Origin of the sequence: Stenotrophomonas sp. 59 (assembly GCF_030291095.1) — a bacterium.
In the GTDB taxonomy this organism is placed as follows: Bacteria; Pseudomonadota; Gammaproteobacteria; order Xanthomonadales; family Xanthomonadaceae; genus Stenotrophomonas; species Stenotrophomonas maltophilia_Q.
The window spans coordinates 4,057,120-4,083,915 of the sequence record NZ_CP127408.1 but is presented as its reverse complement, the minus strand read 5'-3'; the positions used below and the strand labels follow the sequence as shown (position 1 = coordinate 4,083,915).

General features: G+C 67.5%; 19 protein-coding genes and 1 pseudogene. 10 read left to right on the top strand and 10 right to left on the bottom strand.

Going from position 1 to position 26,796, the window contains the following annotated elements:
- Positions 1-35: 35 nt before the first annotated feature.
- From QP552_RS18720 to QP552_RS18700, 5 genes are all read right to left on the bottom strand, one after another.
- Positions 36-2,558 carry a sulfite reductase flavoprotein subunit alpha gene (locus tag QP552_RS18720; protein ID WP_286074335.1) on the bottom strand — a complete coding sequence of 841 codons (2,523 nt, stop codon included), beginning with the start codon at positions 2,556-2,558 and terminating at the stop codon, positions 36-38.
- 639 nt (positions 2,559-3,197) lie between these two features.
- Positions 3,198-3,761, bottom strand: coding sequence for a TlpA disulfide reductase family protein (locus QP552_RS18715; protein WP_286074334.1), 564 nt, complete (start codon positions 3,759-3,761; stop codon positions 3,198-3,200).
- Complete coding sequence (locus QP552_RS18710; protein ID WP_111113003.1) at positions 3,758-6,130, bottom strand: protein-disulfide reductase DsbD; 2,373 nt, start codon at positions 6,128-6,130, stop codon at positions 3,758-3,760. Before QP552_RS18710 ends, QP552_RS18715 begins: the two co-directional genes overlap by 4 nt.
- Entirely contained in the window at positions 6,127-6,465 is a 339-nt protein-coding gene (gene cutA / locus QP552_RS18705; RefSeq protein ID WP_286074333.1) for a divalent-cation tolerance protein CutA, read from the bottom strand. The genes QP552_RS18710 and cutA overlap by 4 nt, the downstream gene beginning before the upstream one ends.
- Positions 6,466-6,533: 68 nt before the next feature.
- A complete protein-coding gene (locus tag QP552_RS18700; protein WP_106548921.1) occupies positions 6,534-8,324 on the bottom strand; it encodes an endonuclease in 1,791 nt (596 codons plus the stop codon).
- Positions 8,325-8,682: 358 nt separating this feature from the next.
- Here QP552_RS18700 and QP552_RS18695 point away from each other — a divergent pair, with 358 nt between their 5' ends.
- The 3 genes from QP552_RS18695 (at position 8,683) to QP552_RS18685 (ending at position 11,448) form a co-directional block, all read left to right on the top strand.
- Complete coding sequence (locus QP552_RS18695) at positions 8,683-8,970, top strand: co-chaperone GroES (RefSeq protein WP_019338944.1); 288 nt, start codon at positions 8,683-8,685, stop codon at positions 8,968-8,970.
- An 83-nt stretch (positions 8,971-9,053) separates the two neighbouring features.
- The gene (gene groL / locus QP552_RS18690; protein WP_111113005.1) at positions 9,054-10,703 is read left to right on the top strand and encodes a chaperonin GroEL; all 1,650 of its coding nucleotides are present in this window, start codon (positions 9,054-9,056) and stop codon (positions 10,701-10,703) included.
- Between the two features lie 133 nt (positions 10,704-10,836).
- Positions 10,837-11,448 carry a DUF6445 family protein gene (locus QP552_RS18685; RefSeq protein ID WP_111113006.1) on the top strand — a complete coding sequence of 204 codons (612 nt, stop codon included), beginning with the start codon at positions 10,837-10,839 and terminating at the stop codon, positions 11,446-11,448.
- A 28-nt stretch (positions 11,449-11,476) separates the two neighbouring features.
- On the opposite strand, the gene QP552_RS18680 is transcribed toward QP552_RS18685, so the two are convergent.
- Both QP552_RS18680 and QP552_RS18675 read right to left on the bottom strand, forming a co-directional pair.
- The gene (locus QP552_RS18680; protein ID WP_286074332.1) at positions 11,477-12,640 is read right to left on the bottom strand and encodes a serine hydrolase domain-containing protein; all 1,164 of its coding nucleotides are present in this window, start codon (positions 12,638-12,640) and stop codon (positions 11,477-11,479) included.
- Between the two features lie 70 nt (positions 12,641-12,710).
- A complete protein-coding gene (locus QP552_RS18675) occupies positions 12,711-13,640 on the bottom strand; it encodes an aspartyl protease family protein (protein ID WP_286074331.1) in 930 nt (309 codons plus the stop codon).
- A gap of 106 nt (positions 13,641-13,746) precedes the next feature.
- On the opposite strand from QP552_RS18675, the pseudogene QP552_RS18670 reads away from it, so the two are divergent.
- From QP552_RS18670 to QP552_RS18640, 7 genes and pseudogenes are all read left to right on the top strand, one after another.
- Positions 13,747-14,454: pseudogene (locus QP552_RS18670) on the top strand (response regulator transcription factor).
- Between the two features lie 32 nt (positions 14,455-14,486).
- A complete protein-coding gene (locus QP552_RS18665; RefSeq protein WP_111113009.1) occupies positions 14,487-15,785 on the top strand; it encodes a HAMP domain-containing sensor histidine kinase in 1,299 nt (432 codons plus the stop codon).
- A 72-nt stretch (positions 15,786-15,857) separates the two neighbouring features.
- Entirely contained in the window at positions 15,858-16,352 is a 495-nt protein-coding gene (locus tag QP552_RS18660; RefSeq protein ID WP_106548917.1) for a MarR family transcriptional regulator, read from the top strand.
- On the top strand, positions 16,349-17,095 hold the full coding sequence (locus tag QP552_RS18655) for a DNA alkylation repair protein (protein WP_286074330.1): 747 nt from the start codon (positions 16,349-16,351) through the stop codon (positions 17,093-17,095). The genes QP552_RS18660 and QP552_RS18655 overlap by 4 nt, the downstream gene beginning before the upstream one ends.
- A gap of 40 nt (positions 17,096-17,135) precedes the next feature.
- Positions 17,136-17,474, top strand: a complete 339-nt coding sequence (locus QP552_RS18650; RefSeq protein WP_286074329.1) for a DUF6616 family protein — start codon at positions 17,136-17,138, stop codon at positions 17,472-17,474.
- Positions 17,475-17,564: 90 nt separating this feature from the next.
- Entirely contained in the window at positions 17,565-17,822 is a 258-nt protein-coding gene (locus tag QP552_RS18645; RefSeq protein WP_049426991.1) for a hypothetical protein, read from the top strand.
- A 295-nt stretch (positions 17,823-18,117) separates the two neighbouring features.
- The gene (locus QP552_RS18640) at positions 18,118-19,191 is read left to right on the top strand and encodes a 3-deoxy-7-phosphoheptulonate synthase (RefSeq protein ID WP_053509967.1); all 1,074 of its coding nucleotides are present in this window, start codon (positions 18,118-18,120) and stop codon (positions 19,189-19,191) included.
- 250 nt (positions 19,192-19,441) lie between these two features.
- Here the strand turns inward: QP552_RS18640 and QP552_RS18635 are convergent, their stop codons facing one another.
- The 3 genes from QP552_RS18635 to QP552_RS18625 are packed head-to-tail and all read right to left on the bottom strand — an operon-like array spanning position 19,442 to position 26,765.
- Positions 19,442-22,507 carry an efflux RND transporter permease subunit gene (locus QP552_RS18635; protein ID WP_286074328.1) on the bottom strand — a complete coding sequence of 1,022 codons (3,066 nt, stop codon included), beginning with the start codon at positions 22,505-22,507 and terminating at the stop codon, positions 19,442-19,444.
- Positions 22,504-25,602: a multidrug efflux RND transporter permease subunit gene (locus tag QP552_RS18630; RefSeq protein WP_286074327.1), complete on the bottom strand. Its 3,099-nt coding sequence runs from the start codon at positions 25,600-25,602 to the stop codon at positions 22,504-22,506. Before QP552_RS18630 ends, QP552_RS18635 begins: the two co-directional genes overlap by 4 nt.
- Positions 25,599-26,765 (bottom strand): MdtA/MuxA family multidrug efflux RND transporter periplasmic adaptor subunit, encoded by a 1,167-nt coding sequence (locus QP552_RS18625; protein WP_286074325.1) that lies wholly within the window; start codon positions 26,763-26,765, stop codon positions 25,599-25,601. Before QP552_RS18625 ends, QP552_RS18630 begins: the two co-directional genes overlap by 4 nt.
- Positions 26,766-26,796 lie beyond the last annotated feature (31 nt).

The window sequence follows — 26,796 nt, the reverse complement described above, 5'->3', positions numbered from 1 at the left end:
CATGCTCGGCTCACGCCAATGCGCGGTGGCAGGAATCAATACACGTCGCGACGGTAGCGCCCGCTCTCCAGCAGTGTTTCCACCGCCTCATCACCGAGCGCTTCACGCAGCACCCGGTCCACGCCTTCGGCCATGCCCTGCAGCGAACCGCACACGTGGATGACGGCACCACGCTGCATCCAGTCGCGCAGGGCATCGGCCGCCACACGCAGGCGATCCTGTACATAGCCGCCGTCGCCATCGCGCGAGAACGCCAGGTCCACCCGCACAAGATGACCGTTGGCCTGCCAGGCCTCGATCTCGTCGGCGAACAGGAAATCGTGCGCACGCTGGCGTTCACCAAACAGCAGCCAGTGCCCATGTTCTCCCGCATGGGCGGCTTCGCGCAGCAGGCTGCGCAGGCCGGCGATGCCGGTGCCGTTGCCGATCAATACCATGGGTGCACCGGTCACTCGATGGAAACCCGGATTGCGGTGCACGCGGGAGGCGATGCTGGCGCCTATCGGCGCATGCACTGACAGCCAGCCCGAGCCCAGGCCGGTACGTCCGGCTTCGTCATGGACCAGCCGTACCACCAGCTCGACCGCACCGTCATCCGTACAGGACGCGATGGAGTACTCCCGCCCCGGCAGCAGTGACAGCCCTGCCAGCCACAGGCACGCATCCTGCACCGCCAGCGCAGCATCGGCATCGGGCAGCTCGCGCTCGCTGGCCAGCGCCAGCAGCGTGCGCGGCTGGCCGTCGATCAGCAGCGGCTGCAGGGGATCCAGCCCATGTGCCTTCAGTACCGCACCGGCGTGCCGCGCGTTGTGGCGGGGCGCGACATGCAGGATGTCGCCCGCCTGCCACTGCACCTCGGCCGGTGCCGCAAGACGGATGCGCCAGATCGCACCGCCGATGCTGCCTGGATTGAGGCGGTCGCGGGCGAGCAGGCGCCACTCGTGCATCTGCGTGGCGGCCGGCAGCACGCTGTCATCGGTGGCGATGCCGGTCAGCGCGCCCAGCTGTTGCTGCCACTGGCGCAGCGCCGGTACCGCAGCGGCATCGACATCGATGCGCCCGAACAGCGCACGTGCACCGTTGCCCAGCAGCCAGCCATCGAATTGGCGGCCAAAGCCGCAGTAATGCGGGTACTGGCGGTCACCCAGGGCGAGCAGGCCGAACTGCAGGCCCGACAGATCGGGCGCTTGTGCCAGCAGCCGTCGCGCAGCGCCCCGCGCCGCATCCGGAGGTTCGCCATCGCCAAAGGTGCTCAGCACGAACAAGGCCTGCGCAGTGCGCGCGAGCTGCGTGGCATCGACCCGGGCCAATGGCAGTACCTGCACAGCATGGCCAGCGGCCTGCAGTTGCGCGGCAGCACGCCAGGCCAGTTGTTCGCCCAGCCCGCTCTGGCTGGCATGCACGACCAGCCAAGGTGCGCGGCCATCATCGGCGGCGGCAACCGGAAGCGACTGGCGCAGCCCGCGCGCGGCGCGCTGGCTGCGGCGACGGTCCAGGTACAGCATCCAGCCGGTGATGAAGAACAGGCTCATGCCCAGGCTGCTGAGCATCACCACCACGCGCCCGGGTATGCCGAAGTAGCTGCCCGAGTGCAACGCGAACACGCTGGTGGCCAGCTGGCCGCCGGTGCCCTGGCGCGCGTAGAGGCGCGAATCGAGGATTGCCCCGCTGGCCGGATCCAGTTGCAGCAGATCATGTGCACGGTCATGGTGGCCGCCGCGCTGAGACGGATCACCGGCCATCACCCGCACGTTGAGTACCTGGCCGGGCTTTTCCGGCAGGCGCAGGTCGATGAAACCGGTGCGCACGCCGGGCAACGCATACAAGGTGGTTTCCACGCGGCGCAGGTCCAGCGTCGTGTCGGTGGCGACCTTGTGCTTGGCCGCCGGCGCGACGCCCAGCAGGGTGTTGGCGGCGCTGCGGTACCAGTCGAACGACCACCACAGGCCGGTCAGCGCACTCATCAGGTAGATCAACAGCACCCAGGTGCCAACCACCGAGTGAAGGCTCCACAGGAACCCGCGGCCGCTGCGCTTCCACTCCACCGCCAACCAGCTGCGCCAGTGCCACCAGCGCCGCGGCCAGCGCAGATAGAGGCCGGACAGGGTGAAGAACAGCAGGGCGATGGCACAGCTGCCGGTGATCCATTTGCCGCGCTCGCCCGCAGCGAGGTGGCGATGCAGGTCTTCGACGAAATCGAAGAAGGCCTGCCCGCGCAGCGCGCTGAAGCGTTCGCCGCTGTACGGGTCGAAGTACACCCAGTGCTCTTTGCCGCCGGCGAACCGTGCGACTGACGGTCGCTGTCCGGTGGCATCGATGCGCAGGCGTTGCAGTGGTCGCTCGCTGCCGGCCTGCAGCAGCGGCACCAGTTCAGTGAGCGCCAGCGGATGCTGGCCTTCGGAGTGGTGTTCGGCGATTTCGGCGAAGCCGGGGTTGGCGGCACGCAGCAGTTCGTCCTCGAAGGACAGCACGGCGCCGCTGAGGCCCATCACGGCCAGGACGGCACCGGCAGTGATGCCCAGCAGCCAGTGCAGTTGGAACAGGACGTTCTTGAACATCGGAGGAGGAGGGCCCGGAAGGCTGCCGCCCGCATCCTGCGCAACAGCAAATGAGAATTAGTCGCGGAATTCTCCGGGGCGCCCTGCCTGCGGTCAAGCAGGGGGTATCGGCCGGGCGGCGCCCGGCACCCGCTTCAGGCTAGGGCAACAGCAACAGCAACAGCAACAGCGTGCATTCCGTGGGATGGCAGGGTGGGTCCGATGGCGGGGGACGCCGTAAACCCGTCCTTGGGGGCTTGGCCGCGGCATCCATGCCGCGGACACCCCCGCCACCGGACCCACCCCGCCTTCGACAGATCTCCGCGATCTGTAGATCCACGCCATGCGTGGATGCTCTTCGTTCAATTGTCGGAATATTCGATTTCGATGGAGATCCATCCACGCATGGCGTGGATCTACCGTGTCGACCAAGGTCGACATCTACCAACAGCCATCGGAATCTGTCAGAGGTGGGGCGGTGTCGGAGTGCGGGGTGTCAGCCGCATGGATGCGGCTGCCAAGCTTACGGGGACGTACTTGCAGCGTCCCCGCACTCCGACATCGCCCCGCCATCCCACGGAAAGCCCGCTGTAGCTGTTGCTTCGGCTGTTGCTCTGGCCTGAAGCGGGTGCAGGGCTGCAAGCCCTGCAAAAAACACCCTCACTTCACCCAGCGTTCGATCTCGCCGTGGGCGAACGGCCCCAGCTTCGCCTTGACCATCCGCCCCTGCGCATCGAACAGCACGCTGTAGGGCAGCAGGCCCTGCGCGTTGCCCAGCTGCACGCTCGCGTCGCGCGGGCCCGGTGTCTCGATCACGATCGGGTAATCCACCGGCACCTGCTGCAGGAAACGGCGGACGTCTTCCGGGGTATCCAGTGCCAGACCCAGCACCTGCACACCGTCCTCGCCCTGGACATGCGCGAAACGCGCCAGTTCGGGCATTTCTTCCACGCAGGGTGCGCACCAGCTGGCCCAGACATTGACCAGCAGCGGGCGGCCGGCGAAGCGCCGGCGCAGGTCCAGCGGTTGGCCTTCAAGATCGGGCAGCGACAACGCGGGCAGGCGGTCGCCCACCTGCAGGACCGGCGCCGCAGCTGCAACGGCAGGCGCCGCCGGCACGGCCCCAGGCGTCACCGGCGCCGGTGCCAATCGATGGCCGGCCCACAGGCCAAGGCCGGCGGCCAGCACCGCTGTCCACAGCAGCGCTGGCCGTTGCCACTTCATCGTGCGGTGCGCAGCAGCGCTTCCTCGACCACGGCCTGGGTCAGCAGCGTCGGCAGCACGGTCGGCGGTGCACCGGGGCCGTACACCACGTACAGCGGCACGCCGACGGCTTTGTGTTCTTCCAGGAACGTGGTGATCTGCGGATCGACGTTGGTGTAGTCACCGCGCATGTACACCGCGTTGGTGCGCTTGAGCAGGTCCTTGAACTCCGGGCGTGACAGCACCGCGCGTTCGTTGGCCTTGCAGCTCACGCACCAGTCGGCGGTCATGTTGACGAACACCACGCGGTTGTCGGCGCGCAGGCGGTCCAGCAGCTGCGGCGAGTATTCCACCACGTTGTCGCTGGCCGCCTGTGCGGCGCGTGCCGGCGGTGCCAGCTGGGTCACGCCCCAGGCCGGTACCAATGCACCGATCGCCAGCAGCACGCCGAGCAGGGTCACTGCACGCGAGCCGGTCCAGCGGTTGCGCTCGAACAGCCACAGGCCGAAGGCGAACAGCAGCAGGCCACCCAGCACCAGCGCCATGCCGTCCACGCCACGCTGCTTGCCCAGCACCCACAGCAGCCACAGCGCGGTGGCATACATCGGGAAGGCCAGCACGTGCTTGAGCGTTTCCATCCACGGGCCCGGCTTGGGCAGGCGGCGCGCCAGCGCCGGCACGAAGCCGATCAGCAGGAACGGTAGCGCCAGGCCCAGGCCGAGGAACAGGAAGACGGTCATCGCTTTCAGCGGCGGGGCAATGAAGGCGTAGGCAATCGCGCCACCCATGAACGGGCCGACGCAGGCACTGCCGACCACGCAGGCCAGCGCACCGGTGAAGAAGTCACCGGCCGGGCCGCTGCGGCTGGCCAGAGACTGGCCAAGGTTGCCGATGCCACCGCCGAGGGTGAACACACCGGACAGGCTCAGCCCCACCGCGAACATGATGTAGGCCAGTGCCGCCACCACGCCCGGATGCTGCAGCTGGAAGCCGATGCCGACGGCGTTGCCGATCGCGCGCAGACCGACCATCAAGGCGCCGATCACCGCGAAGGCGACCAGCACGCCCAGCGTGTACCAGAGCGCGTGGCTGCGCGCGCGCTGCGGGCTCTCGCCGCTCTGCGCCAGGCTCAGCACCTTCAGCGACAGGATCGGCAGCACGCACGGCATCAGGTTCAATACCAGGCCACCGGCCAAGGCCAACAACAGCACCCAGACGAACGAGCGGTCCGGGTTCGGCGTGGTTGCCGGCGGGCGCGTACGCAGTGCGTTGTCACCCTGCGCATCGGCGGCGAACTCATTGCCGGAGGCAACGTCACCCGCAGTGGTTGCCGCCGCATCGGTGTTGGGCACGGTCGGCAGCAGGCGCAGCGGTGCACCGTTGGCGGCTTCGCGCGGTGCACCGGCCAGCGGGCTGATCACCTCGCTGCGCGGGGGCGCCTGGTCGGCGCTGGCGCTGACCTTGCCGGCCGGGATCGACAGCTTCACCCGGCGGGTCATCGGCGGGTAGCAGATGCCATCGGTCTGGCAGCCCTGGAAGGTCACCACCAGGGTGCCGTCAACCGCGTCGGCAACGGAGCGGCGCAGCGGCAGCGGTACTTCCACCTGGTTGAAGTAGACCGATACATCGCCGAAGTGTTCATCACGATGCGACTGCGCAGCCGGCCAGCGCGGCGTGCCGGCCTGCACGCCGGTGCTGCCTTCCAGCTTCAGCGAGGTGCGGTCGCGATACAGGTAGTAGCCCGGGGCCGGGCTGAAGCGCAGCAGCAGGGTGTTGCCGTCGCTGGCGATGGCATCGAAGCCGAACGCCTGCTCGGACGGAAGCGGCAGCGCCTGGCTGTTGCTGGCGGCACCCGGCAGGCGCAGCCCGCCGCTGTTGCCGGCACCTGCCAGCGGATTGTTGAACGGGCTGGCGGCACCGGCACGCGCGGCAGGGGCCGCGGCCTGTGCGCCGGCACCGGGCAGGGTGACCTGCACCACGCGCTTCTGCGGCGGGTAGCAGACACCGGCGTCGGCGCAGCCCTGGTAGCGTACTTCCAGGCTGATGGTGCCGGCGGCGTCGGTCGGCGTGCCGGGCAGGGTGGCCTGCAGGCGTTCGCGATAGGTTTCGACTTCGCCGAAGAAATCGTCGTGGTGCTTGTCGCCCTTGGGCATCTGCAGCGCGCCGGCATTGAACGCCGGATCGGCCTTGACGCTGGTGCGGTGGCGATACAGGTAGTAGCCGGGGGCGATCTTGAACTGCAGTTGCACCTGGCCGCGCTCGGGGGCGGTGGCGGTCAGCGCGAACGCCTGGTCCACCGGCAGCAGGTCCTTCTCATCCAGCGCGAACGCTGGCAGCGAGAGCCACAACAGGGCGCACAGGGCGGCGCCACGCGCAAACAGAGTCTTCAATCAGTGTCCTCCCGGGTCTGTGCCCGGATCCAATCCAGATACGCCGGCAGGCCGGCCCGGGTTTCGACCGCGATGCACTCCGGGAGTTCATACGGATGCAGTTCGACGATCCGGGCAATCGCGTCATCGACGCGGCTTGCGGTGGTCTTCACCAGCAGCTGCAGCTCGGCGTCGGTGGTCACCTCGCCCTGCCAGCGGTAGGTCGACTGTGCGCCATCGAGGCGGGTCACGCACGCGGCCAGGCGCTCGCCGACCAGCGCGTGCGCGACGCGCTCGGCACTGGCCCGGTCCGGGCAGGTGGTCAACAGCAGCAGGACGGGATCGACGGTCGACATGGCCGTCGAGTATAGGGCCGCCGCCGGGTCAGGGCCCGGCGGCGGCAGTGGACCGCTGCGTTGCGCGGTCAGTTGGCCAGCTGGCAGGTCGCCGGCTTGGCCGAGGTGAACAGGCCCGGGGTCGCCCACTCGGGGTGGTCGATGAACGGGTTGCGGTTGCCCTGGAAGCTGTAGATCACGTCATTGCGCGCACGTTCGGCATCATCCGGCGGGTCGGACAGGTGCCAGTCGATCAGCGTGGACAGCAGGCCCATGTAGGCCGGCGAACTGCTGGTCTTGACGATCTTGCTGCGGTCGTCGGTCAGCTCCAGGTCCGGCTCGGACTGGCCGGTGGCCGCATCCTTGCCGCCCTCGTAGCGGATGGCCATGTACATCACCGCACGCGCCATGTCGCCCTTGCGCTTGCCCCACACCTCGAACGTGCCGGTGTTGCCGTCCGGCGTGCGCACCCAGTTGGAATTGCCCGGATAGCCACCGCTGCCGCCGCCCTGGCCGTTGTTGGCCTCGGTGGCGCGCTCGCCGCAGTTGGCGTCGCACTTGGCGAACGGCTTGTTGCCACGGTCGGCGTTCCACTGTGCATCGGTCAGGTACAGCATGTGGGTGTCGGTGTACGGCGCGTACGGCAGGCCCTTGTCACCGGTGGTGCTGGCAAAGCCCAGCGAGTTCGGCCAGGTATGTTCGCGGTTGTACTTCAGGCCACTGCCGCTGCCGGCGCGATCGGTCACCTTGGCGTAGCTGCGGTTGCGATACGCGTCGAGGATGCGGTTCGGGTTGTTCGGGTCCTCGTCGGCGATCTCCAGGATGGTCCAGGTGCTGGTGCCCGAGCCGCTGTACGGGTAGGCGGTGTGGCCCTTGATGGTGGCGTGCAGCGAGCAGCGCAGCTGGCTCGGGCTGGAGGTGTTCACCTTGGAGTAGTAGCCGGCCGGCACGCCCGGGTTGCCCGGGTCCGGATTGCCGCCGGTGCTGGCCACGGTGAACGCGATGCGGCTGTCGGCCGCCGGATGCGCGCCCTGCAGGTCGGTGATGCGCGCGGCGCGGATGTCGAAGCGGCAGGCTTCACCGGCCACCAGGGCAGTGTTGGTGGACAGTTTCACGCTGCGGCCGCTGGCCGGGAAGGTCAGCGGCACGCTGCCGGAGGTGCCGCAGCTCAGCGCGAAGGCGCCACTGGCCAGGTTCACCGTCTCGCTGAACACCACTTCCAGATCGGCCGCGGCCGGGAAGGTGCTGCTGCCCTGTGCCGGGGTGGTGGTGGACACCGACGGCGGCGTGTTCGGGCCCGGGGTGCCGCCGCCGCTGAAGGTCTGGCCGTTGTTGCAGCTGCCGAAGGTCTGCCTGGCCGACTCGGCCCAGGTGAAGTGCGCGTACTGGCTGCCGCTGCCGGTCAGCTGCAGCGAGGTGCCCGGGGCCGTGCTGTTGGTCTCGGCCACCGGAATGTTCTGGCTGGTCATGCCGGCGGCAGGGCCACCGGAGGCGGTGATGGCGCCCTCGTAGCTGAGGAACTGGACCACCTTGCCGCTGGCATCGACCAGGGCGATGCCATCGTTCGGGCCGTTCTGGATGCCGTTGGTCGGGTAGTTGACCACGGCGATGGTCGCGCTGCCGCAGCCTGCGGCGGTGCCGGCCGGGACCGGGTTGTTGGCGTAGACCGCGGCAGCCGAAGGATTGCTGCCGTTGTAGAGGTAAAGCCGATAGCCGGACAGGTCCTCTCCGGCGGTGGCTACGACCTCGATCGCTTCGCCGACGTCACCGGCGGCGGTGCTGTCGTCGTAGTGCAGTTCGTTGATGAAGACCTCGGCCTGGGCCGGCGCGGCGGCCAGCGCCAGCAGGCAGGCGGCGGCAAGCGGGGACAGCAATCGCATCGACAACTCCTTGTGATTGGGAATGCGCGGCCGAGCCTAAGGCCGATCCAGTGACACTTTGTCGTAAATGAACGTCAGATATCTGACAGTGCGACGCGGATCACCAAAAGTCGAGGGCGCTGAGAAGCGAATGGATGCGTTTCACCGGGCTGAACGTCTTCATGCAGGGGCGCGCTGTGCGGGCCTGGCCGCGCCGAAATTTTTTCCGGGGACGGCCTTGAAAGGCCCGGGGGCAGCTCCATCTCTGTCCTGCTCCCGATTCGTCGGGCTTTTTCGCGAGCAATGCTGGCAGTCACCTGGGGTGAGTGCTAACATCGCCAGACTTTTTCAGACCAATCAATAACTTAAGAGGTCTCTCATGAGCATCAAGCCGCTGCACGACCGCGTTGTGGTCAAGCCGATCGAAGCCGACGAAATCTCCGCCGGTGGCATCGTCATTCCGGATTCGGCCAAGGAAAAGTCCACCAAGGGTGAAGTCGTGGCCGTCGGCCCGGGCAAGCCGCTGGACAACGGCAACGTGCGCGCGCCGTCGCTGAAGGTTGGCGACAAGGTCATCTACGGCCAGTACGCCGGCAGCTCGTACAAGAGCGAAGGCGTCGAGTACAAGGTCCTGCGCGAAGACGACGTGCTCGCCATCATCGGCTGAGCCCCGGCGCGACCTGCTTCATCCCCTGATTCCAAACACCCAGCCGCCGGGCATGGCCCGGCGCTACCAATGAGGTAACTGCAATGGCTGCCAAGGATATTCGTTTCGGTGAAGACGCCCGTTCGCGCATGGTGCGCGGCGTCAACGTTCTCGCCAATGCCGTCAAGGCCACCCTGGGCCCGAAGGGCCGCAACGTCGTGCTGGAAAAGAGCTTCGGCGCCCCGACCATCACCAAGGACGGCGTCTCCGTCGCCAAGGAAATCGAACTGGCTGACAAGTTCGAGAACATGGGCGCGCAGATGGTGAAGGAAGTCGCTTCGCGCACCAACGACGACGCTGGCGACGGCACCACCACCGCCACCGTGCTGGCCCAGGCCCTGATCCGCGAAGGCGCCAAGGCTGTTGCCGCCGGCATGAACCCGATGGACCTCAAGCGCGGTATCGACAAGGCCGTCGTGGCCGCTGTTGCCGAGCTGAAGAGCATCTCCAAGCCGACCGCCGACGACAAGGCGATTGCCCAGGTCGGTACCATCTCGGCCAACTCGGACGAGTCGATCGGCCAGATCATCGCCGACGCGATGAAGGAAGTCGGCAAGGAAGGCGTGATCACCGTTGAGGAAGGCTCGGGCCTGGACAACGAGCTGGACGTGGTCAAGGGCATGCAGTTCGACCGCGGCTACCTGTCCCCGTACTTCATCAACAACCAGCAGTCGCAGACCGCTGACCTGGATGACCCGTTCATCCTGCTGCACGACAAGAAGATCTCCAACGTCCGTGACCTGCTGCCGGTGCTGGAAGGCGTCGCCAAGGCCGGCAAGCCGCTGCTGATCGTTGCCGAAGAAGTCGAAGGCGAAGCGCTGGCCACCCTGGTGGTCAACACCATCCGTGGCATCGTCAAGGTCGTGGCCGTCAAGGCACCGGGCTTCGGCGACCGTCGCAAGGCGATGCTGGAAGACATGGCCGTGCTGACCGGCGGCACCGTGATCTCCGAAGAAGTTGGCCTGTCGCTGGAAAAGGCCACCATCAAGGACCTGGGCCGCGCCAAGAAGGTGCAGGTTTCCAAGGAAAACACCACCATCATCGATGGCGTGGGTGACAAGGTCGCCGTCGACGCACGCGTCGGCCAGATCAAGACCCAGATCCAGGACACCTCCTCCGATTACGACCGCGAGAAGCTGCAGGAACGCGTGGCCAAGCTGGCCGGCGGCGTTGCCGTGATCAAGGTCGGTGCCTCGACCGAAATCGAAATGAAGGAAAAGAAGGATCGCGTCGACGACGCCCTGCACGCGACCCGTGCAGCCGTTGAAGAAGGCGTGGTCCCGGGCGGCGGCGTTGCCCTGGTCCGTGCGGTCACCGCGCTGGCCGGCCTGAAGGGTGCCAACGAAGACCAGAACCACGGCATCCAGATCGCCCTGCGCGCGATGGAAGCTCCGCTGCGCGAAATCGTTGCCAACGCCGGTGAAGAGCCGTCGGTCATCATCAACAAGGTCAAGGAAGGCACTGGCAGCTTCGGCTACAACGCCGCCACCGGCGAGTTCGGCGACATGCTGCAGTTCGGCATCCTGGACCCGACCAAGGTGACCCGTTCGGCGCTGCAGAACGCTGCTTCGATCGCTGGCCTGATGATCACCACCGAAGCCATGGTTGCCGAAGCTCCGAAGAAGGACGAGCCGGCCATGGGTGGCGCCGGTGGCATGGGCGGCATGGGTGGCATGGGCGGCATGGACTTCTAAGGTCCACGCCCGCGTCGGACGTTGCCGGCCCTGGCCGGCGCGTCTCCCCGATGCAAAGGAAAACCCCGCCGCGAGGCGGGGTTTTTTGTTGCACGGTTGCCGCCATGGCGCCGCGTCGCTACGCTCGGCGACCATGCCTACCTCGTTCATCGTCGTCGACGACTTCCTCTCTCCGGCCGATGCGCACGGCCTGCGCCAGGCCGGCCTGGGCCTGACCTACCCGGCGCAGGAGGGCGCGTTCCCCGGCCGTAATTCGCTCGAACGGCTGGAGCTGGACGGCCTGTCCGAGGCCGCATCGCGGCTGGTCAACGAGCCGCTGCGGCCGGTCAATCCGCTGCAGTCGCACGGCAAGTTCCGGCTGACCCTGGCCAGCGATGTCGGTCGCGCCAAGGTGCACACCGATCATTCGCACTGGTCCGGCATCCTCTACCTCAGCGCTCCGGAGCACTGCGAAGGCGGCACCGAATTCTTCCGCCATCGCCGCACCAACACCGAGCGCATGGCGCTGAACGCCCACGAGCTGGCCGCGCTGGGCTACGCCAATGGCGGCGACATGCATCGCGACATCATCGAGCGCGACAGTATTGACGACAGCCAGTGGGAGATGACCATGCGCATCCCGATGCGTTTCAACCGGCTGGTGCTCCTGCGCCCGTGGTTCTGGCATACCGCTGGCCCGGCCTTCGGCGACCGCCCGGAGAATGGGCGGCTGGTCTACCTGATGTTCTTCGAGCAGGCGAGTTGAGCAGAAGCCATCCACGCATGGCATGGATCTACTTCACGAACACCTTTCCTGCGCCGTATTCCCACCGCCAGGGCACGCCGGTGTCGCCCAGCACGAAGGCCACCAGCGCCGGGAAGGTCGCTTCGGCGCGCACATCGTTGCCCAGGATCACCACGCAGCGCTGCTGCCGCTCTACGCACACCAGCGTGTTGCCCACCGCATCATCGTGGCCGCCCTTGTAGAAGCCCGCGCCTTGCGGGCCACGGAACGTCACCACGCCCAGGCCCGCCGCCAGGTCCTTGCGCTGCTGCGCCTTCGGCAGCTCCGGTTGCAGGGTGGGGAACTGGCTGGCGGTGGTGATCGGCAGCTGTGGCCGCACCAGCTCCCTGCGCATCGCCGCTGACAGTCCATCGCCGCGCACGTAGCCAGCGGCGAAACGGGCCATGTCGGCGATGGTGGTATCCATCGAACCGGCCGCACGCACGCGGCTGCGCTCATCGTGCGGCTCGGCGGTGCCCTCCACGGTCCAGCCGTCTGCCAGGTTGGTGGCGAAGTCCTCGCGCCACATCATGCTGGTGCGGGTCATGCCGAAGCGGTCGAACACCCGCTGCTGCATCAACGTGCCCACATCCTCGCCCAGCCGCCCGCGCTCGATCACGAACTGCAGCAGGATCAACCCTTCGCCGGAATATCCGTAGCGGCTGCCCGGATCGAAGTGGAACTTCAGCCGGCCGTCCGGTTCGAGGAACCCGAAGTTGGCAAAGCCACTGGCGTGGTTGAGCAGCAGGCGAGGGGTGAGCTGGCGCCAGCGTGCATCATCGGCCAGCACGCTGTAGTCGGCGTACTTCTTCGTTTCGGGCGGATAGTCCGGCAGCGGCTTGTCGAGCGCTGTGGCGATGCTGGCATCCAGATCGATCCTGCGGTCCTGCGCCAGCTGCGCGACCAGATGGCCGAATGCCATCTTGGTCAGCGAGGCGGCATACATCACCGTATCGGTGCGCAGCGGCTCGCCTGCGGCGTTGCGTTCGCCGTAGGCAGCCACGTGCACCACCTTGCCGCCATCGATCACCGCCAGCGCCAGGCCACGCGCCTGTGCGGCCCGCATCAGCCGCTGCACTTCGGCATCGATGCGGGCCGGCGAGGGTACCGGGGGTGGTGCGGCCAGCACGGCCAGCGGGAACAGCGTCAGCAACAACAGGGCAGCACGGCGCATGCGTGGACCTCCTGGCGGGACGTGGCGCGATGCTACGCCAGCCCGCGGTCCGCGTCATGGCACGCCGGGGTCACGTCACCGCCGGCTGGCGCAGGCAGATCCGGGCGGCGCCGGCGCTGATGTCCACCTGGCTGGCGACCATGGCGTCGGCGCCGAGGATCAGTGCGGGGCGAGCCTCCAGCCCGATGGACCTGAACACCGACAGTTCGCTGATCCTGACCTCCATCGCCGGGTGCTGCCAACCGGTGCCGGACATGCCGGACAGGGTGTACAACCACGTCGCCTGCGGCTGGCCCCCAAGTCCCTGCGTGCCTTTCTCGCGGACCCGCAGGCGCTCATCGCTGCCGTCGATGCGCAGGCCCAGTGCGCGGGCGGCTTCGGCATTGAGCACGGTCTGCGCGGCACCGGTGTCGACCACCGCGATGGCTTCCACTCCCGCCTCACCCAGTTTCACGGTAATGAAGGCGAAGTGTTCCAGGCCGTCGCGCCGATCAGGCAGTGCATTGGCCTGGCACTGGCGACCATCGACGCCAAGCTGCCCGGGCTTCCACAGCGCCAGCTCACCACGGCTGAAGTCCCAGCGGGTATCCCAACGGCCGGTCAGGTCGTTGCCGATCAGGCCGTCGACGGCGGGGTCATCGTCCTTCTGCAGATTGGAAAGGTCGGCCTGCACACCGCTGACGCGCAGCTGCCATCCGCCAATCCGCCAGGAGGTCGTGTGCATGCGCTGCAGTGGCGCGCTCTGGGCGTTGGCCCCCTGCGCATGCGTGGTGGCGGACCGGGGATCCTCCAGCCCGTGGCGGCGGGCTACCCGACCGTCGACGAGGGTGACCCCAGCCGCGCTGTCGACCACGAAGCGCAGCGGTTCGGCGCTTCCGTTCAGTGAGACGGCCACTGCCGGATGGTTGCCCTGCATCCACATCGGCAGCACGTGTACAGGCGGGGCGGCGGCCAGCGCGGGGAATGCAGCGGCAAGCAGGGGCAGAACGGACAGGCGCACGTTGGATCTCCGGAGTAGAAGTGGAGGCCTATTGGCGCGCATCGGCGTATCCCGGGAATATCGGCATTGATACCGTCCTGATACACGCCTGCGGGATACTGGCCGCATGAACACTCCTGCCCGGGTCATCGTTGTCGATGACGATGCCAGCATCCGTGACGCCATCGCCGACTGCCTGCTGCTGCATGGCTACCAGGTGCGCGTAGCAGCCGACGCTGCAGGCCTGGATCTCCTGCTGCTGAACGAGCGTCCGGACGCCATCATCCTGGACTGAATGATGCCCGGCGAGGACGGCCTGTCGGTGTGCCGCCGGCTGCAGGCGCGGGCCATCCCGATCCTGATGCTGTCGGCGATGGGGGCCACACCGGACCGCGTGATCGGCCTGGAAATGGGAGCGGACGACTATCTGGCCAAGCCCTTCGATCCACGCGAACTGCTGGCGCGGGTGCGTGCCCTGCTGCGCCGGCAGGACAAGCTGCGCGCCCAGGTTGCCAGCGAGCTGCGGTTTGCCGGCTGGCGATTGCTACCCGATCAGCGCCGCCTGTTCACACCCGATGGCCGTGAACTCGCGCTCAGCCGGGGGGAGTTCGCCCTGATGCTGGCGTTGGCCGAGCGCCCCGGACGCGTGCTGGGACGGGAGCAGCTGCTGCAGTTGACCCATGGCGAAGACAGCGACAGCGTCGACCGCGCCGTCGATCTGGCGATCAGCCGGCTGCGCCGCAAGCTGGGCCAGGCGGCTCCCGGCGCGGAAGCGCTTGTGCAGACGCTGCGCGGCGAAGGCTATCGCTTCGGCGCCGAGGTACATGTGCTGTGAGGGCTCGTTGGTCCACTGCACGCTGGATCGCGATGGTGGCCCTGGCCAGCCTGCTGCTGGCCACGCTGGTCAGCGTCGCGGTGGTGGGCTGGATGCCACGACCCGCACCGCCCCCCATGCGGCTGGACCAGGCCATGCAGGTCGTTCGTGGCGAACGGCCCGCCATGCCGCTGGGGCTGCATCTCGAAACCCGTGCGTCGCCGCCGCAGGGCAGCAGCAATGGCTGGCTCACCCACCTGGTTGCATCGCAGATGGGCCTGCCGCTGGAACACGTGCGGTTAGTCTGGAGTGGCCGCGGCAAGGCGCCTGATGTGAAGGTCATCGAAGGCGGCATGGAGCTCGATGGAAATGCACGGACGGACGCGTTGCAGGCGCAGGTGTCAGTGCTGACCAAGATGCAGTGGTCACCCTTTGAACTGGCGGTGCGCCAAGCCGATGGCCGATGGCAGGTGGTCGGCAGCGACCACAGCGATCTGGCGGCGTGGCGCCGGCAGGTCGTGCTGGCGCTGGTAGCGGGGACCGTGCTGTTGGCACCCCTTGCCGCCTGGGCATCGGTCCGCCTGGGACGGCCGCTGCGGCGGCTGGCCGAGGCCAGTGCACAGGTCGAACTGCAGGACGGCACACCACTGCCGGACGACGGCCCACGCGAAGTACAGATGCTGGCCGCAGCGATCAGCACCGGGCGCGAGCGCCTGCGCGAACAGGCCCAGGACATGACGCGCATGCTGGCCGCAGTAGCGCACGACCTGCGCACGCCGTTGACCGGCCTGCGTCTGCGTGCGGAGTTCGCACCGCCGGCACAAGCCGCGCGGATGGTGGCTGACATCGAACGCATGGATACGATGATCGAGCAGGTGCTCGATTACGCACGCGGCGAACTGCAACCACTGCAGTTGCGGCCGCTGGATCTGGCCGCGTTGCTGGAGGAATGCGTGCACAGTGCCCTGCTGCGCGGCATCGAAATCTCCATCGAGGGACCGGATGCCCTGCCGTGGCAGGGTGACGCGCTCCTGCTGCGGCGGGCGATCGACAACCTCATCGACAACGCAGACCGCTACGCCGGTGCGGTAGACCTGCACGCCGCCATGGCAGGCAATCGGATGCAGCTGGATGTGATGGACCGCGGCCCGGGCATCGCCGAGGACGACCGCGCACGCCTGCTGCAACCCTTCCAGCGCAGCGAGAGCTCGCGCAGCCGCGCCACGGGTGGGACCGGCCTGGGCCTGGCGGTGGCGGCCAACGTCGCACGACGGCATGGTGGCGAGCTTCTGCTGCTGCAGCGTGATGGCGGCGGACTGATCGCACGCCTGCTGCTGGGGCCGGTTTCCTGATATCACCGGGATATTGACGTAACGCCTATGCGCTAGCATATGATTAGGCGCCTAATCATGTTGGATGGAGCCATGCTGGAAGCCAAGCACAGTGCCCTTCTGGATGAAGCGCAACGGCGCGGCCATACCGGCGTCGCGCAGCTGCGCCTGTGTTTCCAGCTGCTATCGCTGTCATCGGCCATCGATCGCGACTGCGCCACACGCCTGGCGCCGCACGGGCTCAGTGAAGGGCGATTCATCGTGCTTTTCCTGCTGCACGGTGCCGGTGGCACGCTGCCACCGCATGAACTGGCCGAGCGCGCAGGTGTCACCCGCGCCACGATCAGTGGCCTGATCGATGGCCTGCAGCGCGAAGGGCTGCTGCAGCGGCGCAGTGACGCCGAAGATGGCAGGCGCCTGCAGATCGTTCTGACCACGCAGGGGAAACGCCTGGCCGAGGCGCTGTTCAACCAGCACACGCAATGGATAGGCGGCTTGTTCAGCGGATTGGACGCGGAAGAACAGCAGCAGTTGTCGCAGCTGCTGCACAAGGTCTGGCAGCACACCGATACAGGTCGTGGGGCATGAGCGGGACCCTGACGGCTGAGCGATTGAATGCGCTCAACACCGGCAGCGTCGCCGCCAGCCATCTGGCCGAATGCCTGGCGGTAGATTTCGCTGCGCTGCTGCAGGCGGTGGCACCCGCACTAGGACATGACGCGCTGCACCGCATGCGCGATGCTGAAGGCAAGGGCATCACCCAGCGCATGGCCCTGGCTGCCCGGTTGCTGCGCGAAAGCGGGCAGGGCGATCCTGCGCAATGGCAGGATCATGCGTCCGATACCGTGCGTGGCTGGGCCTGCTACCTGATTGGCAGCGATGCCAGCGCAACGCTACCGGCCAAGCTGCGTGCGATGCGTCCGCTGGCCGATGATCCGCACTTCGGCGTGCGTGAGTGGGCGTGGCTCGCGCTGCGTGCAGATATCGTCGCTGCACCGTTGCAGGCGCTGGAGTGCCTGCAGCCATGGACGCAGCACGCATCACCCTATCTGCGTCGTTTCGCCTGCGAGGCGCTGCGCCCGCGCGGCGTCTGGGCGACCCATATCGCGCTGTTCAAGCAGCACCCGGAACTTGCATCGCCGCTGCTTGAAGCACTGGCCAACGACCCGCAGCGCTACGTGCAGGACTCCGTGGGCAACTGGCTCAACGATGCCGGCAAGACCCAGCCGGGCTGGCTGCGCGATCTGTGCGCGCGCTGGCAGCGTGAACACGACGGCAGCGCCAACGCCTACATCCGCAGGCGCGCACTGCGCTCACTCCAACCCCGGTAGCGCCGGGCCGTGCCCGGCGGACATCTCAAGGAAGAACCCCATGTCCCACATCCTCATCGAACTCTACACAGCCACCCCTGCCTGGACTGCGCTCCCGCCTGACCAGCGCACCGCTTTCTTCGCCCGCATCGGTGCCGGCATGCAGCAGTTCGATCCGGCCCGCATCACGCCGGTGGCGATGGGCCGCGTGGCCGCGGATGCAGCGCACGGCGGCAGCGAGCAGTTCCACGCTGTCTGGAGGTGCGCCAGCCAGGAGGACGCCGACGCCCTTGTGGAAGGCATTGCCGCCACCGGTTGGCATCATTACTTCGCCACCACCAATGTCGTCGGCGCGGACGATGGGATGGGGCAGCACCTGGCCGATCTGGCTGCCCTGTAGCGGCGCCTCCGGACGCGCATGGCACATGCGCCTGTCACCCGGACGCGGTAAACAGTGCATTGCCCCTGTCCATCCGCACGGAAGTCGATCATGCAGAGCACGCTCCAGGTAACGCTGTACGGCCCGCTTGGCGACACCCCGGCGCTGCAGCTGCCGCAGGTGGAAGGGCCGTCGGTGGCGATCCCGGAACCGCTCCTGCGGCGGCTGGTGTCCGACCTTTACACCGCCCGTTCCCTGCTCAATCCCGAGCAGCTGGATGAGGCCCGGCAGGAACTGGGGCGCGTGCTGGAGCGCTGGGCCGACATCCATGAAGGCCTGCTGCTGGACGTGGAAGTGCATGGCAGATGAGCGACTTCGCGTGCCTGGCGCCGCATGGATGGCCCAGGTGCGCGACTCGCTGAACCGCGCCCCCAGTTGCGGATGAAACATTTTGCACTGCGCAGAAGCTGTGCTATCAATAGAACCCATGAACGCGGCCCCCACCAGCTTTTACTGGTATTACTTTCCGAAGCCACTGGCGGAGGAAGGACTGCGCTCACCCTGAAGAAAGCTTCAGACGCATTCCCGAAAGCCGCCAGCGAACCTGGCGGCTTTTTTCATGCCGCCACGCTGGGGACCCCCAACGTTCCGGAGAACCCCCGCAATGCCCCCGCACACCGACGACCTGCGTATCCGCACCATCGAACCGCTGACACCGCCTGCCCAGCTGCTGGCGATGCTGCCGTGTGACGATGAAGCCTCCGACACCGTCAGCGCCTCGCGCGCGGCCCTGCACCAGATCCTGCATGGCCGTGACGACCGCCTGGCGGTGGTGGTCGGCCCGTGCTCGATCCACGACCCGCACGCCGCCATCGAGTACGCCCAGCGCCTGAAGCCGCTGCGTGACGCACTGGCCGGCGAGCTGGAAATCGTCATGCGCGTGTACTTCGAGAAGCCGCGTACCACGGTGGGCTGGAAGGGCCTGATCAACGATCCGGACCTGGATGGCAGTTTCAGGATCGACAAGGGCCTGCGCATCGCCCGTGGCCTGCTGCGCGACATCAACAAGCTGGGCCTGCCGGCCGGCGTCGAGTTCCTCGACGTGATCTCGCCGCAGTACATTGCCGATCTGGTGGCCTGGGGCGCCATTGGTGCGCGCACCACCGAAAGCCAGGTGCACCGCGAACTGGCCTCGGGACTGTCGTGCCCGGTCGGCTTCAAGAACGGCACCGATGGCAACGTGAAGATCGCCGCCGACGCGGTGGGTGCGGCCTCCAATCCGCATCACTTCCTGTCGGTCACCAAGCAGGGCGGCACCGCCATCGTGTCGACCACCGGCAACCCGGATTGCCATGTGATCCTGCGCGGCGGCAAGCAGCCGAACTACGATGCGGGCAGCGTTGCCGAGGCCTGCCAGGCGCTGGCCAAGGCCAAGCTGCCGACCCGCCTGATGATCGACGCCAGCCATGCCAACAGCCTGAAGAACCCGGACAACCAGCCGAAGGTGATCGAGGACATCGCCGTTCAGTTGGAAGACGGTGAACAGCGCATCGTCGGTGTGATGATCGAGAGCCATCTGGTCGGCGGCCGCCAGGAACTGGTGGAAGGCCAGCCGCTGGTCTACGGCCAGAGCATCACCGACGGCTGCATCGACTGGGACACCACCGTGACGGTGCTGGAGCGACTGGCCGCGGCCGTGCGCGCCCGTCGTGAAGTGAAGGTGTCCGAAGCCGCCTGATGGAAGCCGCTTGAGTGCGGCACGTGTGTGGATGGCGGCCAGCGCCTGCGGGGGTGCGGCCGCGATCAGGGTCGGTCGGAGTTGGAGGCCGATCCGTCCGCACCGGCGATGCGCCTGGCGCTGCGTATGTGCGACAGCGCCAGGTACATCGCCGGGGTGGTGATGCCGGTTTTTGCAGAGTCGAGCCATGCTCGACTTGCGCGCGAAGCGCGTTGGATTCCTGCAACGCGCAGTCGAGCATGGCTCGACGCTACATGGCCTTTTTCGCGCGCAACCTCGCCAACGCCAGATACATCGCCGGGGTCGTGTACAGCGTCAGCCATTGGCTGACCAGCAGCCCCCCCACGATCGCGATGCCCAGCGGCTGCCGCAGTTCCCAGCCCTCACCGTTGGCCAGCATCAGCGGCAACGTGCCCAGCAGCGCCGCCAGCGAGGTCATCAGGATCGGCCGCAGGCGCAACCGCGCCGCGTCCATCACGGCGTCCTGCGCAGTCAGGCCGCGCCGCTCACCGGCCAGCGCGAAGTCCACCAGCAGGATGGTGTTCTTCATCACCACCCCCACCAGCAGGAACAGGCCGAGCAAGGCGATCAGGTTCAGTTCGTTGCCGAACAACCACAGTGCCAGCAGCGCGCCAACACCCGCCGACGGCAGCGTCGACAGGATCACCAGCGGCTGCAGGAAGCTCTCGTAGAGAATGCCCAGCACCAGGTACACCGCCAGCGTGGCGCCCAGCACCAGCCACAGCTGGCGCGAACGCAGTTGCTCCAGGCCGCCGGCCTCGCCGGACAGCTTGCCCTGCACCGAACGTGGCAGCATCAGCTTCGCCATCGCGTCGTCGATGGCACGCGTGGCCTGCTCAAGGCCCACCCCCGGTGCCAGCGCGAACTCTATCCAGATGGAGGCGAACTGTTCGCTGTGGTACACGCGGTCCGGCGCCATGCCGTAGCGCCAGCTGGCAATACTCGACAGCGGAATGCGCCGGCCATCGCCATCGATCACCTGCAACCGCGCCAGCGTGCCCGGGTCCTGGGTGTGTTCCGGGTCCAGCTCCATCACCACCCGGTACTGGTTGAGGCTGTCGTACAGGGTGGCGACCTGGCGCTGGCTGAAGGAGTTGTTGAGCATGTTGGCGACGGTGCGCAGGTCCACGCCATGCCGCGCGGCCGCTTCGCGATCGATGTCCAGCACCACCTGGCGCATGCCTGCTTCGCCCTGTGCTTCCACGTCCACCAGCTCGGGCAGGCCGCGCAGTGCGGCGGCGACCTTCGGTGCCCATTCGCGCAGGGGCGCGGTATCGGCCGAGAGCAGCTGGAATTCGTACTTGCCGCTGCTGCCGGCGCCTTCCAGGCGGATGTCCTGGTCCACCCACAGATAGAGATTGCCGCCGGGCAGCTTGGGCAGCCGCGCGCGCAGGCGGTCGATCACCTGCTGGCTGGAGACCCTGCGCTCGGCCAGCGGCTTCATCTTGATCATGATGAAGGCGTTGTTCACGCCGTTGCTGCCGCCGATGTAGCCGATGATGTCCTCGATGGCCGGGTCGGACAGCAGCAGTTTCCGGTACGCGTCGATCTTCGGCTGCATGGCCTGGAAGGAGAGCCCATCGTCGCCGCGGGCGAAACCGCGCAGCTGTGCGGTGTCCTGCTTGGGCACGATGCCCTTGGGTACCTGCTGGAACAGCCAGGCATTGAGTGCGATGACCGCAACGAAGGCCAGCAACGGCCAGCGCAACCGGCGCAGGCTGGCCTGCAGGGTGCGCAGGTAAGCTCTGCGCACGCGTTCGAACAGTGCATTGCCACCACGCCGCCAGCGCGAAGGCTGTTGTGCGGTATCGACGAACAACCGCGCGCACAGCATCGGTACCAGGCTCAGCGCGATCAGCACCGATACCGCCATCGCAGTCACCAGGGTCAGCGAGAACTCGCGGAACAGGCGCTCGACGAAGTCATCCAGGAGCAGGATGGAGACGAACACCACCGCCAGGGCGAGGTTCATCGAAATCAGCGTCGCGCCCACTTCCGAGGCACCGCGCACGGCCGCCTGCCAGCGGTCGGCGCCCAGTTCGCGGTGGCGCGCGATGTTCTCCAGCACCACGATCGCATCGTCCACCACCAGCACGGCGGCAACGATCAGTGCCATCAGCGAGAGCGTGTTGAGCGAGAAGCCCATCAGCGCGATCAGCGCCAGCGTACCGAACAGCACCACTGGTATCGCTACGCTGGGCACCAGCGCCGCACGCCAGTGGCCGAGGAAGCCCAGCACCACAAGTACCACCAGCACGATGGCCAGTACCAGCGTCATCTCCGCTTCGTGCAGCGTGGCGCGGATCACCGGCGAGCGGTCCATCACCAGGCGCATGTCAACGCTGGAAGGCAGCAGTGCATGCAACTGCGGCAGCTGCGCCTGGATGGCATCGACGGTGGCGATGATGTTGGCATTGGGCTGGCGGCTGACGATCAGCAGCACGGCAGGGCGGTCGTTGTGGAAGCCGCTGGCGTAGCGGTCCTCCACGCCATCGGCGACGGCGGCGACATCGCCCAGCCGCAGCGTGCGGTCGTCGCTCACCTTCAACGCCAGTTCGCGGTACTGGGTGGCCTGGCGCAGCTGCAGCGGTGCTTCCAGCTGCCATTGCTGGCGTTCATCGCCCACCGCACCCAGCGGGCGCACTGCGTTGGCGCGTGCGATGGCCCGCGCCACGTCTTCCAGTGCCAATCCAGCATGGTTCAGTGCGTTTGGATCCAATGACACGCGCACCGCCGGCAGCGCGCTGCCACCGACCTGTACTTCGCCCACGCCCGGTACCTGCGACAGTTTCTGCGCCAGCACGGTGGAGGCCAGGTCATACAGCTGCCCGGGCGACAAGGTGTCCGAGGTCAGCGCCAGCGCCAGGATCGGTGCCTGTGAGGGATTGACCTTGCGGTACTGCGGCATGCCGGGCATGCCACTGGGCAGCTGCCCACGTGCGAGGTTGATGGCGGCCTGCACTTCGCGCGCGGCTTCGTCGACATCGCGGCCGAGCACGAACTTCAGCTCCACCGAGGTCTGGCCCTGGGTGCTGGCCGAATCGATGCGCGAGATGCCGGGCAGGCTGCCGAGCGCACGTTCGAGCGGCGTGGCGACGGTGGCCGCCATCGATTCGGGCGAAGCACCGGGCAGGCTGGCACTGACTTCGATGGCCGGGTAGTCCACCTGTGGCAGCGGTGCCACGGGCAGCAGCCGCAGCGCCAGCAGGCCTGCCAGCACCAGCGCGACCGCCAACAGGATCGTGGCCACCGGCCGCTGCACGCAGGCCTGTGCCAGGCGCTCCACAGGGGTCACGCGCTGGCCTCTTCAGCGGCGGTGGTTGCTGCCGCGCGGCCGCGCTGCAAGCGGTCGAAGGCGAGGTAGATCACCGGCGTGGTGAACAGGGTCAGTACCTGGCTGACCAGCAACCCGCCCACCATCACCCAGCCCAACGGTTGCCGCAGTTCGGCACCGGAACCACTGGCCAGCATCAGCGGCACGGCACCGAACAGCGCGGCCAGCGTGGTCATCAGGATCGGCCGGAAGCGCAGCAGCGCGGCCTGGTGGATCGCCTCGCGCGGGGTCATGCCGCGCGTGCGCTGCGCGTCCAGTGCGAAGTCGATCATCATGATCGCGTTCTTCTTCACCAGGCCGATCAGCAGCACGATGCCGATCACCGCGATCAGGTCCAGGCTGCGCCCGCTCACCCACAATGCCGCCAGCGCCCCCACCGTGGCCGAGGGCAGGGTAGACAGGATGGTGACCGGATGGATGAAGCTCTCGTAGAGCACACCCAGCACGATGTACATCACCACCACCGCGGCCAGGATCAGCCACAGCGTGGAGGACAGCGAACTGCTGAACGCTGCTGCGGCGCCCTGCAGGCGCAGTTCGATGCTTCCGGGCAGGCTGATCTGCGTGCGTGCGGCCTGCACGGCATCGATCGCCTCGCCCAGCGATGCGTCCGGTGCGAGATTGAACGACAGGGTGGCAGCCGGGAACTGGCCGACATGGTTGCGCAGCAGGGCGGTCGGGCCCAGTTCCACCTGTGCCACCGCACCCAGCGGCACGGTCTGTCCGCCGCTGCTGCGCACGCGCAGGCCACTGATGGCTTCCGGTCCCGGCTGCCGCGATGGGTCGGCTTCCAGCACCACGCGGTACTGGCTGGCCTGGGTGAAGATGGTGGAGATCTGACGCTGCCCGTAGGCGTCGTACAGCGCGTCTGCTACCGCTTCAATGCTTACGCCCAGGCGCGCCGCGGCATCACGGTCGATGTTCACCCGTGCCTGCCGTCCCTGCATCTGCAGATCGCTGGCGACATCGCGCAGCGCCGGTTGCTGGCGCAGCGCCTGCAGCAGTTCCGGGGTCCAGCGTTCCAGTGTTTCCAGATCCGGCGTGGTCAGGGTGAACTGGTACTGGGTGCGGCTGATGCGGTCTTCGATGCCCAGCTCCTGTACCGGTTGCAGGTACAGGGTGATGCCGGGAATCTTCGATACGCGCTGCTGCAGGCGTGCCATCACCACCGCCGCGCCATCCCGGTCGCCGTGTGGCTTCAGCTCGATCAGCAGGCGGCCGGTATTGAGCGTGGCGTTGTTGCCGTCCACGCCGATGTAGGAGGAGACGCTGGCCACGGCAGGGTCCGCTTCGATGGCGGCGGCCAACGCCTGCTGGCGCTCGCGCATGGCCTGGAACGAGATGGCCTGGGGCGCTTCGCTGATGCCCTGGACCAGGCCGGCATCCTGCACCGGGAAGAAGCCCTTGGGCACCGCGAAGTACAGCGCAACCGTGAGCGCCAGCGTGGCGACCGTAGCCAGCAGCATCAGCGGCTGGCGCTGAAGTACCCAGCGCAGCTGGCGGTCGTAGAGGACGATGATGCGGTCGAAGACATCCTGTTTCGGGGTCGGAGCCCTGGCGGGATCGGACCCCTTTGCATGCGACTTGAGGAAACGCGCGCACAGCATCGGCGTCAGCGTCAGCGAGACCAGCAGCGAAATGCCGATGGCCACCGCCAGTGTCACCGCGAACTCATGGAACAGCGCGCCCACCAGGTCGGCCATGAACAGCAGCGGGATCAGCACCGCGATCAGTGAAACGGTCAGCGACACCAGGGTGAAGCCGATCTCGGCCGCACCCTTCAGTGCGGCCTCGCGTGGGCTTTCACCTTCTTCCAGATGGCGGGCAATGTTCTCCAGCATCACGATGGCATCGTCCACCACGAAGCCGGTGGCGATGGTCAGCGCCATCAGCGTCAGGTTGTTGAGCGAATAGCCGGCCAGCAGCATCACCGCGAAGGTGCCGATGAGCGACAGTGGTACCGCCACGCTGGGAATGAGTGTGGCCGGCAGGTTGCGCAGGAATACCCAGGTGACCAGCACCACCAGGCCGATGGCCAGCACCAGTTCCTTCTGCACGCCGCGCACCGACGCGCGGATCGATTCGGTGCGGTCGCTCAGCACGGCCATCTGCACGCCAGCGGGTAGCGTGGCCTGCAGCTGCGGCAGCAACGCGCGAACCTGTTCGACCACGGCAATCACATTCGCGCCGGGCTGGCGCTGGATGTTCACCAGCACCGCCGGCGTGGTGCCGCTCCAGGCCGCCAGCTGGCGGTTCTCCGCGCCATCGGTGATGGTGGCCACGTCACCCAGCCGCAGTGGCGCACCATCGCGCCAGGCCAGTACCAGGGCACGGTACTCATCCACGCTGCGCATCTGGTCGTTGGCATCGAGCATCACCGCGCGGATCGGGCCATCGAAACTGCCTTTGGGCAGGTTGACGTTGGCGGCGGCGATGGCGGTGCGGATGTGGTCCATGCCCAGGCCGTTGGCGGCCAGTGCCGCGGGATTGACCTGGATGCGCACTGCAGGGCGCTGGCCACCGGCCAGGCTGACCAGGCCGACGCCGGGCAGCTGCGCCAGGCGCTGCGCGATGCGCGTATCCACCAGGTCATGCACCTGTGGCAGCGACAGGCCCTGCGAGGTCACCGCCAGGGTCAGGATCGGCGTATCGGCCGGATTGACCTTGCGGTAGACCGGCGGCACCGGCAGGTCGCCGGGCAGGAAGGTACCGGCGGCGTTGATCGCAGCCTGCACGTCCTGTTCGGCCACGCCCAGCGGGACGTCCAGTCCGAACTGCAGGGTGATCACCGACGCGCCGCCGGAACTGGTGGACGACAACTGCTTCAGGCCGGGAATCTGCCCGAGCTGGCGCTCCAGCGGCGCAGTGATCGTGCGCGTGGTCAGTTCCGGGCTGGCACCGGGGTACAGCGTGGTGATCTGGATGATCGGGTAGTCGACCTGTGGCAGGGCGGCCACCGGCAGCAGGCGATAGGCGAGCACGCCGGACAGCAGCAGCGCCACCATCAGCAGCGTGGTGGCGACGGGCCTGAGGATGAACGGGCGCGAGAGGTTCATGCGCCGGCCTTGCTCGCAGCCTCCCCGGCGATGATCTCCACCGCCGTGCCGTCTTCCAGTCCGTCGATGCCTTCGATCACCACCTGGTCGCCCGCGGCCAAGCCCGAACGCACGGCCACGCGGCCGTCATCGGCGGGGCCGAGCACCACGACGCGCCGCTGCGCCTTGTTGTCCTTGCCGATGACATGGACGTAGTTGCCCTGGCTGCCGAACTGTACGGCGGCATCGGGAATCAGCAGCGCCGGCTGCTCGCCCAGCTGCAGGCGTACGTTGACGAACTGGTTGGGGAACAGTGCCAGATCGTGGTTGTCGAAGTGCGCACGCAGCTTCAGTGTGCCGGTGGTGGTATCGATGCGGTTGTCCAGGCTGGACAGGGAGCCGCGGGCCAGCTGCCGGCGTTCTTCGCGGTCCCAGGTTTCCACCGCCAGCGACGGTTGCGCCTGCACGGCGTCGAGCAGCGCAGGCAGCTCGGGTTCGGGCACGGTGAACAGCACGCTGATCGGCGCGGTCTGCGCCAGCGTCACCAGGCCTTCGGCATCGCTGGTACGTACCAGGTTGCCCACGTCCAACCGCCGCAGCCCGACGCGGCCACTGACCGGCGCGGTGATGCGGGTGTACTGCAGCTGCAGGCGTGCTTCATCAACAGACGCCTGGTCGCTGAGCCGGCGGCCCTGCAGCTGGCGCACCTTGCTCTGCTGGTCGCTCAGTTCCTGCCCGGACACGTAGTTCTGCTTCTGCAGTTCGCGGTAGCGCTGCAGCTGGCGTTCGGCGTTTTCCAGCTCGGCCAGGTTCTGCTGCTGGGTGCCCTGGGCCTGTGCCAGCTTCACCTCATACGGGCGTGGGTCGATCTGCGCCAGCAGGTCGCCGGCGTTCACCTGCTGCCCTTCCTGGAAGTGCAGGCGCAGCAGTTCGCCATCCACGCGGCTGCGCACCACCACGCTGTGCAGCGGGGTGACCGTACCGACAGCCTTCAGGCGCAGCACCAGCGGCTCGGCACTGGCGCGCGCCACGCGTACCGGCACCGTCCTGCCCGTCGCATCGTCGCTGCTGCCGGCGCCGTTCCGGGGCCACAGCCACCACGCCAGAAGGCCGAAGAGGGCAAGGGCCAGCACCACCCGCAACGAGCGGGCACGGCGGAAGCGGGAATTTTCGGCGACAGACATGAGGCATCCTGTGCCCTGCGCGCGCAGGGAC

Bases quoted from the DNA above. Each gene is read 5' to 3' on its own strand.
- QP552_RS18720 (WP_286074335.1), bottom strand. From the start codon at position 2,558: ATGTTCAAGAACGTCCTGTTCCAACTGCACTGGCTGCTGGGCATCACT.
- QP552_RS18715 (WP_286074334.1), bottom strand. From the start codon at position 3,761: ATGAAGTGGCAACGGCCAGCGCTGCTGTGGACAGCGGTGCTGGCCGCC.
- cutA (WP_286074333.1), bottom strand. From the start codon at position 6,465: ATGTCGACCGTCGATCCCGTCCTGCTGCTGTTGACCACCTGCCCGGAC.
- QP552_RS18700 (WP_106548921.1), bottom strand. From the start codon at position 8,324: ATGCGATTGCTGTCCCCGCTTGCCGCCGCCTGCCTGCTGGCGCTGGCC.
- QP552_RS18695 (WP_019338944.1), top strand. From the start codon at position 8,683: ATGAGCATCAAGCCGCTGCACGACCGCGTTGTGGTCAAGCCGATCGAA.
- groL (WP_111113005.1), top strand. From the start codon at position 9,054: ATGGCTGCCAAGGATATTCGTTTCGGTGAAGACGCCCGTTCGCGCATG.
- QP552_RS18685 (WP_111113006.1), top strand. From the start codon at position 10,837: ATGCCTACCTCGTTCATCGTCGTCGACGACTTCCTCTCTCCGGCCGAT.
- QP552_RS18680 (WP_286074332.1), bottom strand. From the start codon at position 12,640: ATGCGCCGTGCTGCCCTGTTGTTGCTGACGCTGTTCCCGCTGGCCGTG.
- QP552_RS18665 (WP_111113009.1), top strand. From the start codon at position 14,487: ATGGTGGCCCTGGCCAGCCTGCTGCTGGCCACGCTGGTCAGCGTCGCG.
- QP552_RS18660 (WP_106548917.1), top strand. From the start codon at position 15,858: ATGCTGGAAGCCAAGCACAGTGCCCTTCTGGATGAAGCGCAACGGCGC.
- QP552_RS18655 (WP_286074330.1), top strand. From the start codon at position 16,349: ATGAGCGGGACCCTGACGGCTGAGCGATTGAATGCGCTCAACACCGGC.
- QP552_RS18650 (WP_286074329.1), top strand. From the start codon at position 17,136: ATGTCCCACATCCTCATCGAACTCTACACAGCCACCCCTGCCTGGACT.
- QP552_RS18645 (WP_049426991.1), top strand. From the start codon at position 17,565: ATGCAGAGCACGCTCCAGGTAACGCTGTACGGCCCGCTTGGCGACACC.
- QP552_RS18640 (WP_053509967.1), top strand. From the start codon at position 18,118: ATGCCCCCGCACACCGACGACCTGCGTATCCGCACCATCGAACCGCTG.
- QP552_RS18630 (WP_286074327.1), bottom strand. From the start codon at position 25,602: ATGAACCTCTCGCGCCCGTTCATCCTCAGGCCCGTCGCCACCACGCTG.
- QP552_RS18625 (WP_286074325.1), bottom strand. From the start codon at position 26,765: ATGTCTGTCGCCGAAAATTCCCGCTTCCGCCGTGCCCGCTCGTTGCGG.